Annotated in this window: 13 protein-coding genes and 1 pseudogene; 8 read left to right on the top strand and 6 right to left on the bottom strand. The window is 61.6% G+C overall.

The features are described from left to right. Positions 1-114: 114 nt before the first annotated feature. The 5 genes from rluB to AB5Y72_RS06590 form a co-directional block, all read right to left on the bottom strand. On the bottom strand, positions 115-1038 hold the full coding sequence (rluB, locus tag AB5Y72_RS06610) for a 23S rRNA pseudouridine(2605) synthase RluB (protein WP_042074648.1): 924 nt from the start codon (positions 1036-1038) through the stop codon (positions 115-117). Further along, positions 1031-1723: an SMC-Scp complex subunit ScpB gene (gene scpB, locus AB5Y72_RS06605; RefSeq protein WP_325783652.1), complete on the bottom strand. Its 693-nt coding sequence runs from the start codon at positions 1721-1723 to the stop codon at positions 1031-1033. Before scpB ends, rluB begins: the two co-directional genes overlap by 8 nt. A gap of 41 nt (positions 1724-1764) precedes the next feature. Next, positions 1765-2688: a ScpA family protein gene (locus AB5Y72_RS06600; protein ID WP_368198746.1), complete on the bottom strand. Its 924-nt coding sequence runs from the start codon at positions 2686-2688 to the stop codon at positions 1765-1767. After that, positions 2636-3256 carry an L-threonylcarbamoyladenylate synthase gene (locus tag AB5Y72_RS06595; RefSeq protein WP_010673702.1) on the bottom strand — a complete coding sequence of 207 codons (621 nt, stop codon included), beginning with the start codon at positions 3254-3256 and terminating at the stop codon, positions 2636-2638. Before AB5Y72_RS06595 ends, AB5Y72_RS06600 begins: the two co-directional genes overlap by 53 nt. A gap of 125 nt (positions 3257-3381) precedes the next feature. Further along, positions 3382-4263: a PHP domain-containing protein gene (locus tag AB5Y72_RS06590; protein ID WP_039039192.1), complete on the bottom strand. Its 882-nt coding sequence runs from the start codon at positions 4261-4263 to the stop codon at positions 3382-3384. A gap of 424 nt (positions 4264-4687) precedes the next feature. Between AB5Y72_RS06590 and AB5Y72_RS06585 the strand changes: the two genes are divergently transcribed. The 6 genes from AB5Y72_RS06585 to trpA all read left to right on the top strand — a co-directional run bounded on the left by AB5Y72_RS06585 (position 4688) and on the right by trpA (position 11632). Further along, the gene (locus AB5Y72_RS06585; RefSeq protein WP_325783650.1) at positions 4688-6322 is read left to right on the top strand and encodes an anthranilate synthase component 1; all 1635 of its coding nucleotides are present in this window, start codon (positions 4688-4690) and stop codon (positions 6320-6322) included. Then, entirely contained in the window at positions 6315-6914 is a 600-nt protein-coding gene (locus AB5Y72_RS06580) for an aminodeoxychorismate/anthranilate synthase component II (protein ID WP_257713697.1), read from the top strand. Before AB5Y72_RS06585 ends, AB5Y72_RS06580 begins: the two co-directional genes overlap by 8 nt. A 10-nt stretch (positions 6915-6924) precedes the next feature. Continuing rightward, complete coding sequence (trpD, locus tag AB5Y72_RS06575) at positions 6925-7938, top strand: anthranilate phosphoribosyltransferase (protein ID WP_042074633.1); 1014 nt, start codon at positions 6925-6927, stop codon at positions 7936-7938. Next, on the top strand, positions 7938-9440 hold the full coding sequence (trpCF, locus tag AB5Y72_RS06570) for a bifunctional indole-3-glycerol-phosphate synthase TrpC/phosphoribosylanthranilate isomerase TrpF (RefSeq protein ID WP_325783649.1): 1503 nt from the start codon (positions 7938-7940) through the stop codon (positions 9438-9440). The genes trpD and trpCF overlap by 1 nt, the downstream gene beginning before the upstream one ends. Before the next feature lie 195 nt (positions 9441-9635). Beyond that, positions 9636-10829, top strand: coding sequence for a tryptophan synthase subunit beta (trpB, locus tag AB5Y72_RS06565; RefSeq protein WP_368198745.1), 1194 nt, complete (start codon positions 9636-9638; stop codon positions 10827-10829). Continuing rightward, a complete protein-coding gene (trpA, locus tag AB5Y72_RS06560; RefSeq protein ID WP_325783648.1) occupies positions 10826-11632 on the top strand; it encodes a tryptophan synthase subunit alpha in 807 nt (268 codons plus the stop codon). Before trpB ends, trpA begins: the two co-directional genes overlap by 4 nt. Positions 11633-12394: 762 nt before the next feature. On the opposite strand, the pseudogene AB5Y72_RS06555 reads toward trpA, so the two are convergent. Beyond that, positions 12395-13558, bottom strand: a pseudogene (locus tag AB5Y72_RS06555) (IS3 family transposase). A 672-nt stretch (positions 13559-14230) separates the two neighbouring features. Here AB5Y72_RS06555 and AB5Y72_RS06550 point away from each other — a divergent pair. Next, positions 14231-14530: a hypothetical protein gene (locus AB5Y72_RS06550; protein ID WP_253626263.1), complete on the top strand. Its 300-nt coding sequence runs from the start codon at positions 14231-14233 to the stop codon at positions 14528-14530. A 96-nt stretch (positions 14531-14626) separates the two neighbouring features. Further along, positions 14627-15217, top strand: coding sequence for a hypothetical protein (locus tag AB5Y72_RS06545; protein ID WP_325783647.1), 591 nt, complete (start codon positions 14627-14629; stop codon positions 15215-15217). The last annotated feature ends 154 nt before the right edge of the window (positions 15218-15371 follow it).

Below are 15371 nucleotides of genomic sequence, written 5' to 3'. Positions count from 1 at the left end.
ACCCCCTCCCGGCCTCCCCCTCTCTGAGGGGGAGGAGAATCGCCGGCAACAAAAAGCCCACACCATAAGGTGCGGGCTTGGGTTGTTCCGGGCCGACAGGGCGGCGGCGACGGCTTACTTGCTGCCGGTGCCGGAGTTGCGGGTGGAGGAGGTCGGCTTGCGACGGGCTGTGGTGCTGCGCGCGCGCGGCTCCTTGCCCTGCATCTCCTTGTGGCGCTTGACGGCGCGACGGATCTGGGCGGCCTGCTTGTGGCGACCGGCCTTGCCGTCCTGCTGCAGATCCACCTTGGATTCGGTCTCGTTCGGCAGATTCACCAGGCCGCGCAGGTAGTTCACCTCGGGGAGCTTCAGCTCCTGCCAGCCACCGCGGGGGATGCCGCGATCCAGGGTGACGTCGCCGTAGCGGATGCGCATCAGGCGGCTCACCTGCACTTCCTGGGATTCCCACAGGCGGCGCACTTCCCGGTTGCGGCCCTCGGTCAGGGTGACGTTGAACCACTGGTTCAGACCCTCGCCACCGGCGGGCTTGATCTTGTTGAACTTGGCCATGCCGTCTTCCAGCTGCACGCCCTTGCGCAGGCGCTGCAGCATGGCTTCGGTGATCTCGCCAAAGACGCGCACCGCGTATTCCCGCTCCACTTCGTGGCTCGGGTGCATCAGCCGGTTCGCCAGCTCGCCGTCGGTGGTGAACAGCAAGAGACCGGAGGTGTTGACGTCGAGGCGGCCGACCGCAATCCAGCGGGCGCCATCCATCTTGGGCAGACGATCAAACACGGTGGGACGTCCTTCCGGATCGTGGCGGGTGCACATCTCCCCTTCGGGCTTGTGGTAGGCCAGCACGCGGCAGATCACTTCCTCTGCGGCGCGGGTCTTGACCTGGTGGCCATCCACCCGGATCACGGCGTTCACTTCGACGCGATCCCCCAGCGTGGCGACCTTGCCATCCACGCTGACCCGACCTGCGGTGATCAGGGCCTCCATCTCACGACGGGAGCCTTGACCCGCGCGGGCCAATACTTTTTGCAGTTTTTCACTCATCGGGTTTACCTGATTGTTGATCGCTGCCCGCCGACATCGCGGACAACCTTGGCTTTTGTGGGAAGGCCCCATTGGCCTCCCCACCATCTTCATGCTCAGGACGGCCAACCAGAGGCTGACCGTCACCGCCCTCGCCCGGCATGAGCGACAAGGGGGTCTGCAGTTCAGGATCCAGCTCGGGAAGCTGTTCCAGACTCCGCAGATTGAAATAGTCCAGAAATTCCCGGGTGGTGGCGAGCAGCTCGGGGCGACCCGCCACCTCCTTGTGGCCTATGCTGCGCACCCAGCCACGTTCTTTCAGGGTGTTGACGATCTGGCTCGACACCGCCACCCCGCGGATGGCCTCTATCTCGGCCCGGGTGATGGGCTGACGATAGGCAATCAGGGTCAGGGTTTCCAGCACGGCGCGGGAATAACGGGGCGCCCGCTCGCTCCACAGGCGAGACAACTCCTCGGCATACTCCTGACGGGCCTGGAAGCGCCAGCCGGAGGCCACCTCCTTGAGCTCGACCCCCCGCGTCTCGTAGTCTTTCCTGAGCTCCGCCAGCAGCAGCTGGACGTAGCGGCCGGTGACCGGGTAATCCGAGAGCACCCCGGCCTTGAGCTCGTTCACCGTGAGGGGACGGCCCGCCACGAAGAGTGCCGCCTCGATCAGGGTCTTCAGCCGTTCAGCAGGCAGCGCCACGACAGGCCTCCCGGGCTGTGCCCATGGCCGTGAGCGGCCGCTCAGTGCACTTGCTCATGCGCCGCCTCCTCCTGGCTTGCCAGGGCAAAATGGATGGGGCCCAGGGGCTCCGCCTGCAGGATCCAGATCAATTGTTCCTTGCACAGCTCCAGCAGGGCCAGGAAGGTCACCAGCACCCCCATGCGTCCCTCCTCGGCCCGCAGCACCTGCTCCAGGCGCAGGGTCTGGCCCAGGGAGAGCATGGCGAGGATCTCCGCCATCCGCACCCGGGTCGGGATCTGCTCGCGGCGGATCTGGTGATGTTCAAAATGAGTCGCGCGTTTTACCACACTTTGCATGTAAAGGGCGAGCTCAACCAGTGAAACATCGGGGGCCAGCGGCTTCAGGGCGCCGAAATCCGGCGGCAAGGCCGAGGCGACGAAGATCTCCCGCTCCACCCTCGGCAGGGCATTGACCCGCTCCGCCCCCAGCTTGTAGCGCTCGTACTCCTGCAGGCGACGAATGAGGGTGACTCTCGGGTCTTCCCCCTCCTCCTCATCCTCCAGCTCCGGGGCCTTGGGCAGCAGCAGGCGGGATTTGATCTCCGCCAGCCAGGCCGCCATCAGCAGGTATTCCGCCGCCAGCTCGAGGTTGAGCCCCTGCATCAGATCCACGTACTCCATGTACTGAGCGGTGATCTGCAGGATGGGCAGGTTGAGGATGTCGAGCTGCTGGCGCCGGATGAGGTAGAGCAAGAGATCCAGCGGCCCCTCGAAGGTGTCGAGAAACACCTCCAGCGCATCGGGAGGGATGAACAAGTCCTGGGGCAGCTCATGGTAGGGCTGCCCCAGCACGGTGGCGATGGGCGGGGGAAGGGAAGCCTCCCCCGTCGTGCCCGCGGGGGTTGTCAGCGCGGGCACGGGGTCGGCAAGATCACTCAAACGGCGTCGGATCCCCGGCACCGCGGCGACGCAGCACGGGCTCATCGTCGGAGAAGTCCACCACAGTGGTGGGCTGCTCGCCCAGATACCCGCCGTTGACCACCAGATCCAGCTGCTTGCCGAGCTTGTCGGCAATCTCCTCGGGGTCGAACTCCGCCATCTCGGAGCCCGGCAGGATCAGGGTGGTGGAGAGCAGCGGCTCACCGAGGGCCTCGAGCAAGGCCAGCGCGATGTTGTTGGCCGGGACCCGGATGCCGATGGTCTTCTTCTTCTCGTTCATGAGGCGACGCGGCACCTCCTTGGTGGCCTTGAAGATGAAGGTGTAGGGTCCGGGGGTGTTGTTCTTGACCAGCCGGAAGGCGGTGTTGTCCACCTTGGCATAGGTGGAGATCTCCGAGAGATCCCGGCACACCAGGGTGAAGTCGTGGTTCGGCTCGATGCGACGGATGCGGCAGATGCGCTCCAGGGCATCCTTGTTGCCCATCTGGCAGCCCAGGGCGTAGCCGGAGTCGGTGGGATAGACGATGACGCCGCCGTTTTGCAGGATCTGCACCGCCTGGCTGATGAGGCGAACCTGGGGATTGTCGGGATGTACGTAAAAATGCTGACTCATATGCTCTTCTCGCGATAGGGGGCACGCTCGTTGCCCGCTTCATGGTCAAGGGCCCCTTGGCCCATGACACTACCTTAACCTGTTTGACGCAGACTCGCCTGCATCAAAGATGCCGGCCCGGGGGGTCAGCGGCTGGCCAGCAGGCCCGCATGCTCCTCGGGGGTGAGCCCGAAATGACCGGGGTGACCCAGCCACAGCGGCATCCCCTCCTTGGGGAGCCAGAGGTGGCGGCCAAGCTCGGTCCAGTTGGAGGGGAAGTGAAAATCGGACCCCACCGAAATATAGAGATCGTGCTCCCTGGCCCACTGGCCGAGATTCGCCCGCTCCTGTGGGCTCTGCTGGGGCAGGGAGACCTCCATGGCATCCCCCCCGACGGCCTTGAAGGCCACCAGCAGCCGCTTGATCCACTTGGCGGTGAGATTGTAGCGGCTCGGGTGGGCCAGCACCGCCAGCCCGCCTGCGGCGTGGATGGCCTCGATGGCCTCCCCCATCCCGGGCCACTCGGCGGGCACATAGCCCTTGTTGCCCCGGCTCAGGTACTTCTTGAACACCTTCTGCATATTGTCGGCCACCCCGCGCGCCACCAACACCCGGGCAAAGTGGGCCCGGGTCACGGCGGCGTCACCGGCAAGCTGCTTGGCCTCTTCATAGGTACCCGGGATGAGGCACTTCTCCAGACGACGCCCGATCTCCTCGGCGCGCGCCTCCCGGCGAGCCCGCTGCCCTGCCAGAAAGGCGAGCAACTGGGGATTTTTCTCGTCCACCCCGAGGGCCACGATGTGGATCTCGTGATGCTCCCACCCGGTGGAGATCTCCACCCCGCTCACCAGGCGCAGTGGCAGCTGGTCAGCCGAGATGGTCTGGCGCACCTCCTCAAGCCCGTCGAGGGTATCATGGTCAGTGACCGCTAACACCTCCACCCCTTTTTCGGCGGCGCGGCGCACCAGGTCGGCGGGGCTCAGCACCCCGTCCGAGGCGGTGGTGTGGCAATGAAGATCGAATCTCATCGGCGTGTTTCGCTCTTGTTTGGGACCTGCCTGGAAAAGGCCGGCAAAAAAGCGACTTGACTTGGCCGCGGCTTTATCGTTTTCTGTAGGCACTTCATTGCAAACATCTTTTTACAGGACTCAATCTCATGCAAGCGACTTCCATCCTGACCATCTGGTGGTGGCACACTCCCTGACATGCGGGCGTGTGGTCGTTGCTGTACCTGTAATCTGACAGCAAGTTAAGAACCCAAAGAAAAAGCCCGCTGACCCCAGCGGGCTTTTTTATTATCCGGCAAATGGACCTGTGATGAAACCGACAATTCAGAGAAGCACACTGACATGGCGATGGCGAACTCGCTGACGTGACCCGAACCCGACCCATTTTCAAGAGAGACAGCGCCATGACCATCGGTGACACACAACACATGCAAGGGAAGGCATTATGACAGGCAACAAGACCCGTTTGCCCCTGGGCGAATTCGATACCATCCGGCTCAATGCCCCCTATGTGACAGACCCCCTGGCACTCTATACCCGACTCTGCCAGGACAGACCCAACAACCTGCTGCTCGAATCGGTGGAGATCGACTCCAAGGCCGGCACCCAGAGCCTGCTGCTGGTGGACGCCTGCCTGCGCATCGAGTGCCGCGGCCGCACCGTGCAGGTGCGCCCCCTCGGCGACAACGGCGCCGCCCTGCTGAGCCTGCTGGAGCAGCGCCTGCCCGCCGTCATCACCCAGACCCGGGTGGCGGACGAGCTGCACCTCGACTTCCCGGCGTCCGATCGGGAGCTTGACGAAGACAGCCGCCTCAAGGGCAGCAGCGTGCTGGACGTGCTGCGCACCCTGCAGCGGGAGCTGCAATGCCCGCAGGGCAAAGAGGCCCTCTTCATGGCGGGCAGCTTCGCCTACGACCTCATCGCCTCCTTTGAAGACTTGCCCGAGGTGCCAGAGGGGAGCAACGACTGCCCTGACTACTGCTTCTATGTGGCCGAGACCCTGATCACCATCGATCACATCAAGCAGAGCACCCAGTTGCTGGCCTGCCTGTTCGGCGGCGACGAGGATGAGCAGCTGGACGCGCGCTACGCCCGCCTGACCGCTCGCCTCGAATCCTTCAAACAGGCCTGTCAGCAGCCGCTGCCTGCGCCACAGGGCACGGCGCCGCTGACCGGCGCCCTGGCCGTCGACAAGGGGGACAAGCAGTTCTGTGCCGAGGTCGAGAAGCTCAAGGGTTTCATCCGCCGTGGTGACATCTTCCAGGTGGTGCCGTCCCGCAGCTTCTCCCTCCCCTGCCCGGATCCCGTCGCCGCCTATCGCCGCCTCAAGCAGACCAACCCCAGCCCCTACATGTTCTACGTGCAGGACGAGGGCTTCACCCTGTTTGGCGCCTCCCCCGAGAGCGCGGTCAAGTTCTGCGCCAACAGCCGCCAGGTGGAGATGTACCCCATCGCCGGCACCCGCCGCCGCGGCCTCAACCCGGACGGCAGCATCAACCTGGATCTGGACGGCCGCATCGAGCTGGAGCTGCGCCAGGACGAGAAAGAGGTGGCCGAGCACCTGATGCTGGTGGATCTGGGCCGCAACGACATCGCCCGCATCTCCGCCCCCGGTACCCGCTACGTCAAGGATCTGCTGAAAGTGGATCGCTACAGCCACGTCATGCACCTGGTCTCCCGGGTGGTGGGCACCCTTCGCGCCGACCTTGACGCCCTGCACGCCTACCAGGCCTGCATGAACATGGGCACCCTGACCGGTGCCCCCAAGCTGCGCGCCAGCGAGCTCATCCGCATGGTGGAAGGCAAGCGTCGCGGCAGCTACGGCGGCGCCGTGGGTTACCTGAACGGCGCAGGGGAAATGGACACCTGCATCGTCATCCGCTCCGCCTTCGTGAAAGAGGGGGTCGCCCATGTCCAGGCCGGCGCCGGGGTGGTCTATGACTCCAAACCCCAGGCCGAGGCAGACGAGACCCGCGCCAAGGCGGCGGCCGTGCTGGCCGCCATCGCTGCCAGCCATGGCACCTCCCTGCAGGCCCTCAGCGCCCAGCAGGAACAACACAAGGACGTGAGCCATGACTAACATCTTCCTGCTCGACAACTTCGATTCATTTACCTACAACCTCGTCGACCAGTTCCGCACCCTGGGCTACCCGGTGCGCATCTACCGCAACAGCCTGCTGGCGAGCCGCATCATGCAGGAGATCGACGCCTGCGAAGGGGACGCCGTGCTGGTGCTCTCCCCGGGGCCGGGCGCCCCCCATGAGGCGGGCTGCCTCATCGATCTCATCAAGCTGGCCCGGGGCCGGGTGCCCATCCTCGGCATCTGCCTCGGTCATCAGGCCCTGTGCGAAGCCTACGGCGGCACCGTCGGGGCGGCGGGGGAAATCGTCCACGGCAAGCGCTCGCTGATTGAGCACAACGGTCATGGCGCCTTCGCGGGGCTGCCGAGCCCCTTGCCGGTGGCCCGCTACCACTCTCTGGTGGCCACCTATGTGCCACAAGAGTTGCAGGTGATTGCCCACTATCAGGGCATGCCCATGGCCATCGAGCAGCGTGACGAGCGGGTGCTGGGCTTCCAGTTCCACCCGGAATCCATCATGACCAGCGAAGGGGCCCGCCTGCTCACCCAGGCCCTCGCCCATGTCACCCGTCCAGAAAGCCACGTGCGGTAAGGAAGAGACCATGCATCAACATCTCAACACCCTCTATCAGGGTCAGTCTCTCACCCGCGACGCCGCCCGCGACGCCTTCGGCCAGGTGGTTCGTGGTGAAGTGGATCCCATCGTGCTCGCGAGCCTTTTGACCGCCCTCAAGATCAAGGGGGAGACCCCGGAGGAGATCGCCGGCGCCGCCGAGGCGCTGTTGGCCGAGGCCCGTCCCTTCCCGCGCCCGGACTATGCCTTCTGCGACATCGTCGGCACCGGAGGGGACGGCCTCAACACCATCAACGTCTCCACCACCTCGGCCCTGGTGGCCGCCGCCTGCGGCCTGAAAGTGGCCAAGCACGGCAACCGCTCGGTCTCGAGCAAGTCGGGCTCCAGCGATCTGCTGGACAAGATGGGGATCAAGCTCGACATGAGCCCGGCCCAGGCCCGCCACTGCCTGGACGAGCTCGGCGTCTGCTTCCTGTTCGCCCCCCAATACCACGCCGGGGTGCGCCACGCCATGCCGGTGCGCCAGGCCCTCAAGACCCGCACCCTGTTCAACGTGCTGGGGCCGCTTATCAACCCCGCCCGCCCCAGCTTCCAGCTGATGGGGGTCTATGCCCCCGAGCTGGTGCGCCCCATCGCCGAAACCCTGCTGGCACTGGGGCTGAAAACCGGTATGGTGGTACACGGCGCCGGGCTCGATGAAGTGGCCATTCACGGCCCGACCCAGGTGGCGGAGATCCGCGACGGCGAAATTCGCGAGTACTTGCTCACCCCGGCGGACTTTGGCCTCGAGACCTACCCGGTCAGCGCCATCCAGGGCGGTGAGCCCGAAGAGAACCGCACCATCACCGCCGCCATTCTGGAAGGGCGTGGCAGCCCGGCCCACAACGCCGCCATTGCCGCCAACGTGGCGCCGCTCCTGGTGATGGCGGGCAAGGCCCCGGACTTCAAGCAGGCAGCCGCCCGGGTGCTGGCGGTGCTGGCGAGCGGCCAGGCGGCGGAACTTGCAGCACGGCTCGCCACCCTGAGCCACCAGGAGGCATGATGTCAGCCACCACAGCGTGTCCCAAGGGCACTCACCCAGAACGCCCGACGGGCAACAGCCAGCTTCGCAAGGATAACGAGATGTCAGACGTCATTGCTCCCCACGCCTTTCTGAACATGGCGTCCATCAGCCAGACCATCCTCGGCAAAATCGTGGCGGCCAAGCAGGAGTGGGTCGCCGCCCGCAAGGAGAGCCAGCCCCTGGAGAGCTTCCAGAGTGAACTGGTGCCCAGCGATCGGGACTTCGAGGGGGATCTGCGCAAAGGCTCTACCCGCTTTATTCTGGAGTGCAAGAAGGCCTCCCCCTCCAAGGGCTTGATCCGCGATGACTTCAGCCCGGAGGCCATCGCCGACATCTACGGCAACTACGCCACCGCCATCTCGGTGCTGACGGACGAGAAGTTCTTCCAGGGGGATTTCGCCTTTTTGCCGCGCGTACGGGGCCGTGTCCAGCAGCCGGTGCTCTGCAAGGACTTCATGATTGACCCCTATCAGGTCTATCTGGCCCGCCACTATCAGGCGGACGCCATCCTCTTGATGCTCTCGGTGCTCACCGACGAGGGGTATAAGGCCCTGTTTGCGGTCGCCAAGGAGCTGGGCCTCGGGGTGCTGACCGAGGTGAGCAACGAGGAGGAGCTGACCCGCGCCATCGCCCTGGGAGCCCCTGTGATTGGCATCAACAACCGGGATCTGCGGGATTTGAGCGTCGATCTCGCCCGCACCCAGCAACTGGCGGCCAGGATCCCGGGGGATCGGGTGGTGATCAGCGAATCCGGCATCAACCACCGCGCCCAGGTGGCGGATCTGCGCCACCACGCCAAGGGCTTCCTGGTGGGCTCCTCCCTGATGGCGGAACCGGATCTGGAGGCCGCGGTGCGCAAGCTCGTGCTCGGCCAGAACAAGGTGTGCGGCCTGACCCGCCCCGAGGACGCCGCCGCCGCCCATCAGGCGGGGGCCGTGTTCGGCGGCCTCATCTTCGTGGCGAAAAGCCCGCGCTACGTGGACATTCCCGCCGCCCGCGCCGTGATGGCGGGTGCGCCGCTCTCTTACGTCGGGGTGTTTCGCAATGCCCAGCCCGCCACCATCGCCAAGACGGTGGATGCGCTGGGGCTCGCCGCCGTGCAACTGCACGGGGATGAAGACGCCGCCTATATCGAGACCCTGCGCCCCCTGCTGCCGGCGGGCTGCCAGATCTGGAAGGCCGTCGGAGTCACAAGCGGCGAGCCGCTGCCTGCCCTCGACTACCCAGCGGATCGCCTGCTGCTCGATACCAAAGTCGGCAGCCAGAGCGGCGGCACCGGTCAGGCGTTCGACTGGGCCCTGCTGGCCGGTCTCGACAAGAGCAGACTGATGCTGGCGGGGGGCCTCAACCCCGACAACGCCCTCGAGGCCGCCCAGGTGGGCTGTTTGGGCCTTGATTTCAACTCCGGGGTGGAGAGCGCCCCGGGCCAGAAGGATGCGCACAAGCTGGCGGCCGCCTTCGCCGCCCTGCGCCAACTGTAAGCGCACCGCGCCGCCACTGAATTGCTGTGTCGTATTTGATGTTCCGTTTTCGACTCAAGGTATAAGGAAGAAGCCATGACCCTGCTCAACCCGTTTTTTAGTGAATTTCGCCGATGACATGTATGTGCCCCAGACATACATCCCAGAGCATCACTGTGCATCCCTGATTTAACAGCAGAAACAAGGAATTTAATCATGACCCTGCTCAACCCGTTTTTTGGTGAATTTGGCGGCATGTATGTGCCCCAGATCCTCATCCCCGCCCTGCTCCAGCTGGAGAAGGCTTTTGTCGATGCCAAGGATGATCCGGCTTTCGTCGCCGAGTTTCAGTCCCTGCTCACCGAGTACGCCGGGCGCCCGACCCCGCTCACCCTCACCCGCAATTTGACCAAGGGCACCAAGACCCGCCTCTACCTGAAACGCGAAGATCTGCTGCACGGCGGCGCCCACAAGACCAACCAGGTGCTGGGCCAGGCCCTGCTGGCCAAGCGCATGGGCAAGCACGAGATCATCGCCGAGACCGGCGCCGGTCAGCATGGCGTTGCTACTGCGCTGGCCTGCGCCCTGCTCGGCCTCAAGTGCCGGGTCTACATGGGGGACAAGGACTGCGAACGCCAGAAGCCCAACGTCTTCCGCATGAAGCTGATGGGGGCCACCGTGATCCCGGTACACTCCGGCTCCGCCACGCTGAAGGATGCCTGCAACGAGGCGCTGCGCGACTGGGCAGCCAACTATGAAACCGCCCACTACCTGCTCGGCACTGCCGCCGGCCCCCACCCCTTCCCCACTATCGTGCGGGAGTTCCAGAAGATGATCGGGGAAGAGGCCAAGGCCCAGTGCTTCGAGAAGGAGGAGCGCCTGCCCGATGCGGTGATCGCCTGCGTCGGCGGCGGGTCGAACGCCATCGGCATGTTCGCGGACTTTATCGACAACCCTGAAGTACGCCTGATCGGCGTCGAACCAGGCGGTCACGGCATCGAGAGCGGCGAGCACGGCGCACCGCTCGGCCACGGCAGCAAGGGGGTCTTCTTCGGCATGCACTCCTACCTGATGCAGGACAGCCAGGGCCAGATCCAGGAGTCCTACTCCGTCTCGGCGGGGCTGGACTTCCCCTCCGTCGGCCCCCAGCACGCCCACCTGGCCGCCATCGGCCGCGCCGAGTACCCCTCGGTGACCGACAAGGAGGCGCTGGACGCCTTCCAGGAGCTGGCCAAATCCGAAGGCATCATCCCGGCGCTGGAGTCCTCCCACGCCCTGGCCCACGCCCTCAAGATGGCCCGCAGTGAACCGGAAAAAGAGCAGGTGCTCATCGTCAACCTCTCCGGCCGTGGCGACAAAGACATCTTCACCGTTGCCGACATCTTTGAAAAAGAAGGAACCTTGTCATGAACCGTTACGCACAACTCTTCTCCCGTCTGGACAAGGCCAATCAGGGCGCCTTCGTGCCCTTCGTGATGCTGGGTGACCCCACCCCCGAATTGTCGCTGGCCATCGTCGATGCGCTGGTCGCAGGGGGCGCCGACGCCCTCGAACTCGGTATTCCCTTCTCCGATCCGGTGGCGGACGGCCCCACCATTCAGGGTGCCGCCCTGCGTGCCTTTGCCAGCCACACCACTCCGGACGACTGCTTCGGCCTGCTCGCCCGCATCCGCGCCAAGTACCCGGAGCTGCCCATTGGCCTCCTGGTCTACGCGAACCTGGTCTATGTGCGCCACATCGGCGGCTTCTACGAGAAGTGCCAGCAGGCGGGGGTGGACTCCGTGCTGGTCGCCGACGTGCCGGTGCAGATGTGCGAGCCCTACAAGGCGGCCGCCGACAAGTTCGGCATCGACAGCATCTTTATCGCTCCCCCCAACGGTGACACCGAGACGCTCAAGGCCGTGGCGGAGCTGGGCTCCGGTTACACCTATCTGGTGAGCCGCGCCGGTGTCACCGGTGCCGAGACCAAGGCCGGCATGCCGGTGGAGGGGCTGATCAACACCCTGCGCGAGTTCAACGCCCCCCCCGCCCTGCTCGGCTTTGGCATCAGCGAACCGGCCCAGGTGCGTGACGCCATCAAGGCTGGCGCTGCCGGCGCCATCTCCGGCTCCGCCGTGGTGAAGATCATCGAGACCCACCACCAGAACCCGGAGCATATGCTCACCCGTCTGAAGGAGTTTGTGGAAGGGATGAAGGCCGCGACCAATCGATAAGGGGTGGCATGGGTCACATGCCATTGACCGTGAATGGTCCGGCTGCGTATCCGCCTTACGCATAGCGGCCATCGTTGCATCGCCGCATCAAAGGGAGCCTGACCGGCTCCCTTTCTCTTTGTCCCCTCTCCCTCTGGGAGAGGGTTAGGGTGAGGGGAGTCAGGGTTCCCCGAAGGTTAACGATGTGATGGGAGGCCGTAGGTTCGAATAGCGCATCGTATTCGGACGTTCGCGATCCGGGCGGAGTTACTCCGAACGCCAGAGCCAGCGGTGAGGCGTTTGATGCGGCTACGCCGCATGGGACACGAGGGCTCTGCCCTCGACAGGGTTTCGCCCGCCCTTCGGGCCTGGGCGAGTGACTTTGGAAAGACCCAAAGTCACCAAAAGTCTTCTCCCCCGCTTATTCGCCCGACTGACGTCGGGTACCTTCGGCTCACCCTCTTGTCCAACGGCACGCACCGATGGGCCGTCCATGGCCCAGCGCCGCTCGCTCGGCATCCTGCCTCGCGGCCTGGACAAGAGGGCTCGCCTCAGCGAATAAGAAGGGGATCAAGACAAGACAATGCCAACCCTCGGCTACCGAACAAGCATCCTCTTCCCTTGGGAGAGGGTTGGGGTGAGGGGAATGCCCATCCCCTTTGCCAACCAACAGCCCACTTAAAAGCAGCAGCTAATCACTAATTGGTTGAACCAGCTCCGGTTTCTATCAAACTCCTCTTTCCATGTCTCAATCCGGCCCCTTAAGATAGCAAACTGTAGTGGTCAACTAAATCCGGACACTTGGTTAGGCCGATCTTCGGCTTTGGCGGGCGGCATCCCGTCATTGTGTTGATGTGGACGCCGCCAGTTGTAGTAATCCATTAGGTAATAACTGATATCCCGCTTTGCTTCCCGCTGGCTCATGTATCCCGTTGCCGGGAGCCACTCTGACTTCAGGCTTCTGAACAACCGCTCCATCGGGGAGTTATCCCAGCAGTTGCCACGACGACTCATGCTCTGGGTCATGCGATAGCGCCACAGTCGTTGCCGAAATGCCCGGCTGACGTATTGGCTGCCCTGGTCGGAGTGAAACAGCACGCCTGATGGACACCCCCTCTGCCGATAGGCCATCTCCAGCGCTTTGATTGCCAATTCTGCATCAGGCTTGTCAGACATTGCCCAGCCCACGACCCGTCGGGTATGCAGGTCGAGCACTGCGGCCAGGTAATGCCAACGACCACCGGCCCAGATATAGGTGATATCACCACACCACACCTGATTGGGTTGTGGGACATCAAATTCGCGGGCCAGCAGATTAGGAATGTCCGGTCGCTCAGACCGTGCAACCTTATAACGGTGTGCGCCCGGCTGCTTGGATGCCAGCCCGGCTTCCTTCATCAGGTTACGTACTTTTAATCGACCAATCTGATACCCCCAGCTCCCGCATCATCGACATCAAGGCGCGGCTGCCTGCCGAGCCCCGGCTCTCTTTGAACAACCGGCGCAACTCACTGCGCTGTTGCATGCGCTCACGGTTAATCACTCGCCTGCGAGCCAGATAATCGTAAAAACAGGACGTGGGAACATCGAAAGCGCAGCAGACCAGTGTGATGGGGGCTTGCTCCCTTAATCGGTCTATCAGCGCGTACGTGTGAACTCGTCCGCCATCAAGAGAGCAGTAGCCTTTTTTAGTATGTCCTTTTCGCGCTCGAGCTGGTTGATACGGGCTTCCAGCTCCTGGATTTTCTGTTGCTCCGGAGTCAGCGCTTTGCTGATAGGAGTGGTGCCAGTTCGTTCGGATTGCAGTTGCTGAACCCAGCGGCGAAGTACGGTTTCACCAACATCCAGTGAACGGCTGGCTTCTGGGACAGAATATCCCTGGTTGAGCACCAAGGATGCGGCTTCGAGTTTGAATTCAGCAGTAAATGAGCGACGTACTCTTGTCATTGAACACCTCAGGTCAAGGTGGCGACTGTACCACCTAAAATGGTGTCCGGGATGATTAGACCACTACATCGAGAAACAGACGGATGATAAGGATTCCTTTAAGGCAGTCAGTGAACAGCTTGAATCTCTTCAAGATCTAGTTCGCAAGATACGAATCACTCATACCAGCACTACGCCCGTTCGCGTTGCTGTTAGCGACTCGGGAACGCTATTGACCGAATCGAGAGCTCTTCTAAACGCGGGCCACCCTCTCGCAGCGCTTCTCCAAGGTGGTGTGGCTTTCGAGCACGCGTTGCGTGCTTTTGCCCGGCACTTTAAAGGTGATGAAACCGCTCGAGCCCCTCTGCATGAGCTAATAAAGCGTATTGCTCCGCAGGAAATGGCGGGTGAACTGCACGCACTTCGAATGCTGAGAAATCGTCTGACGCACATTTCAGAGTCAGAGCTGTCAGATCTTCCGGACGCTGAAAGGGTGCTAGCTGGGTACGAGTGGGCTGTAGAAACGCTTACGAATCTAGTGAGGAGCGACAGTGCTGCCTAACCAAGCGTTTAACTGGACAATTTACAGCGGGGCATTTTCTTCGTAAATTGTGCGCCCCGCTGTAAACCACTGCGCCCGCAAGCGGGCTCCATTTTGCCAGTAAACTAGGCGTTATATTCCAAGGAGAGCGTGTGACAATAGAGGATAAAAAATACACATCAATAATAAGCATTGTTACGGCTATAGGAGCTTTTTCAGTTGCGGGAATTTCAATCTATTGCGGTTATGATTTATTTCGGCTAGGTGTTGAAACTAAAGTAGCAATATCTGCCAGTTCAGCTTCTGAAAGTATTGAATTATATGCTATCACACCGGGTATTTCTTTCTTAGTCTTCGGCGTTTACATATCAAGAAAGGCGCTCAATACCCTAATTGGTAGTAAAGGGATAATTGACCATTTTTTTGAATGGTTAAACAAATCAAAAATATAACAAGCCGCGTCATCGCGTCATTCGTGGCCTGCGTCCCCTGCGACGCTCACAAGTTCGCGCGTATACGTTGGGCGTTAGCTGTACAAGGAGTATTGAATGAAATGGTGGGAAAAAACCGTTGAGTATTACTTTATTAGGAAATTCATTCCTGATGAGATGATCCTATCTCCCCTAGATGGAGAGCAAGAAAAAGCTGGAGACACATTTCTCTCTAGTAATGAAAAGTGGGTCATTTTAGAGTTTAAAAAAGACTTCAAATCTTTGTCTTCTGAAAAGAAAAAATATAAGGACTATGATTTGGCAGTGACTGAACTATCCCCAAGTGATAGCCATCACTTCTTAATTTATGGCCAAATTACAAATGGAAAATTTGGCCTCGGAGGTAAAACGTATTTTTCAAATAGTCCTGTATCGAAAATCAGTGATATATTCAACGCAGGTAAAGAAAAGGAAGAGTTTATCTCCTACCTTGAAAGACTTATTGCGCATAAGTCAAAAGTTGATGAATCAAGTGGCGGCTCCATCGGTAGTTATTCTTTCGTTGCCGGTATCAGCAAAGACAAGAAAATTACAAGCTGTATGAATCTATATGAGTTTGGTTTGGATCATGGCTTAAAGCTAGAGCCAAAACCTGAGATAAAGAGACAAGTAAAGCACGAGCACAGTGGTCCATCTATGGGCAGGTAGCACAGCTAACAAGCGCAGTCACTGGGACAAAGCTGCAGCTGCGCTCCAACTTTGCCCGTGTGTACAGATCTAGTTATCACCTGACACCGGCCTCAAACCGGTGTCTTGTTTACGCTACTTTAGTGCGCACTTTCTTCGGTATCAATTTCAGACC

Origin of the sequence: Aeromonas sp. R7-4 (assembly GCF_040908055.1) — a bacterium.
Classification (GTDB): domain Bacteria; phylum Pseudomonadota; class Gammaproteobacteria; order Enterobacterales; family Aeromonadaceae; genus Aeromonas; species Aeromonas sanarellii.
This window is presented reverse-complemented; position numbering and strand designations above follow the sequence as displayed.

Bases quoted from the DNA above. Each gene is read 5' to 3' on its own strand.
- AB5Y72_RS06580 (WP_257713697.1), top strand. From the start codon at position 6,315: ATGACTAACATCTTCCTGCTCGACAACTTCGATTCATTTACCTACAAC.
- AB5Y72_RS06600 (WP_368198746.1), bottom strand. From the start codon at position 2,688: ATGAGCCCGTGCTGCGTCGCCGCGGTGCCGGGGATCCGACGCCGTTTG.
- trpB (WP_368198745.1), top strand. From the start codon at position 9,636: ATGACCCTGCTCAACCCGTTTTTTGGTGAATTTGGCGGCATGTATGTG.
- AB5Y72_RS06595 (WP_010673702.1), bottom strand. From the start codon at position 3,256: ATGAGTCAGCATTTTTACGTACATCCCGACAATCCCCAGGTTCGCCTC.
- AB5Y72_RS06585 (WP_325783650.1), top strand. From the start codon at position 4,688: ATGACAGGCAACAAGACCCGTTTGCCCCTGGGCGAATTCGATACCATC.
- trpA (WP_325783648.1), top strand. From the start codon at position 10,826: ATGAACCGTTACGCACAACTCTTCTCCCGTCTGGACAAGGCCAATCAG.
- AB5Y72_RS06545 (WP_325783647.1), top strand. From the start codon at position 14,627: ATGAAATGGTGGGAAAAAACCGTTGAGTATTACTTTATTAGGAAATTC.
- AB5Y72_RS06590 (WP_039039192.1), bottom strand. From the start codon at position 4,263: ATGAGATTCGATCTTCATTGCCACACCACCGCCTCGGACGGGGTGCTG.
- trpD (WP_042074633.1), top strand. From the start codon at position 6,925: ATGCATCAACATCTCAACACCCTCTATCAGGGTCAGTCTCTCACCCGC.
- trpCF (WP_325783649.1), top strand. From the start codon at position 7,938: ATGTCAGCCACCACAGCGTGTCCCAAGGGCACTCACCCAGAACGCCCG.
- rluB (WP_042074648.1), bottom strand. From the start codon at position 1,038: ATGAGTGAAAAACTGCAAAAAGTATTGGCCCGCGCGGGTCAAGGCTCC.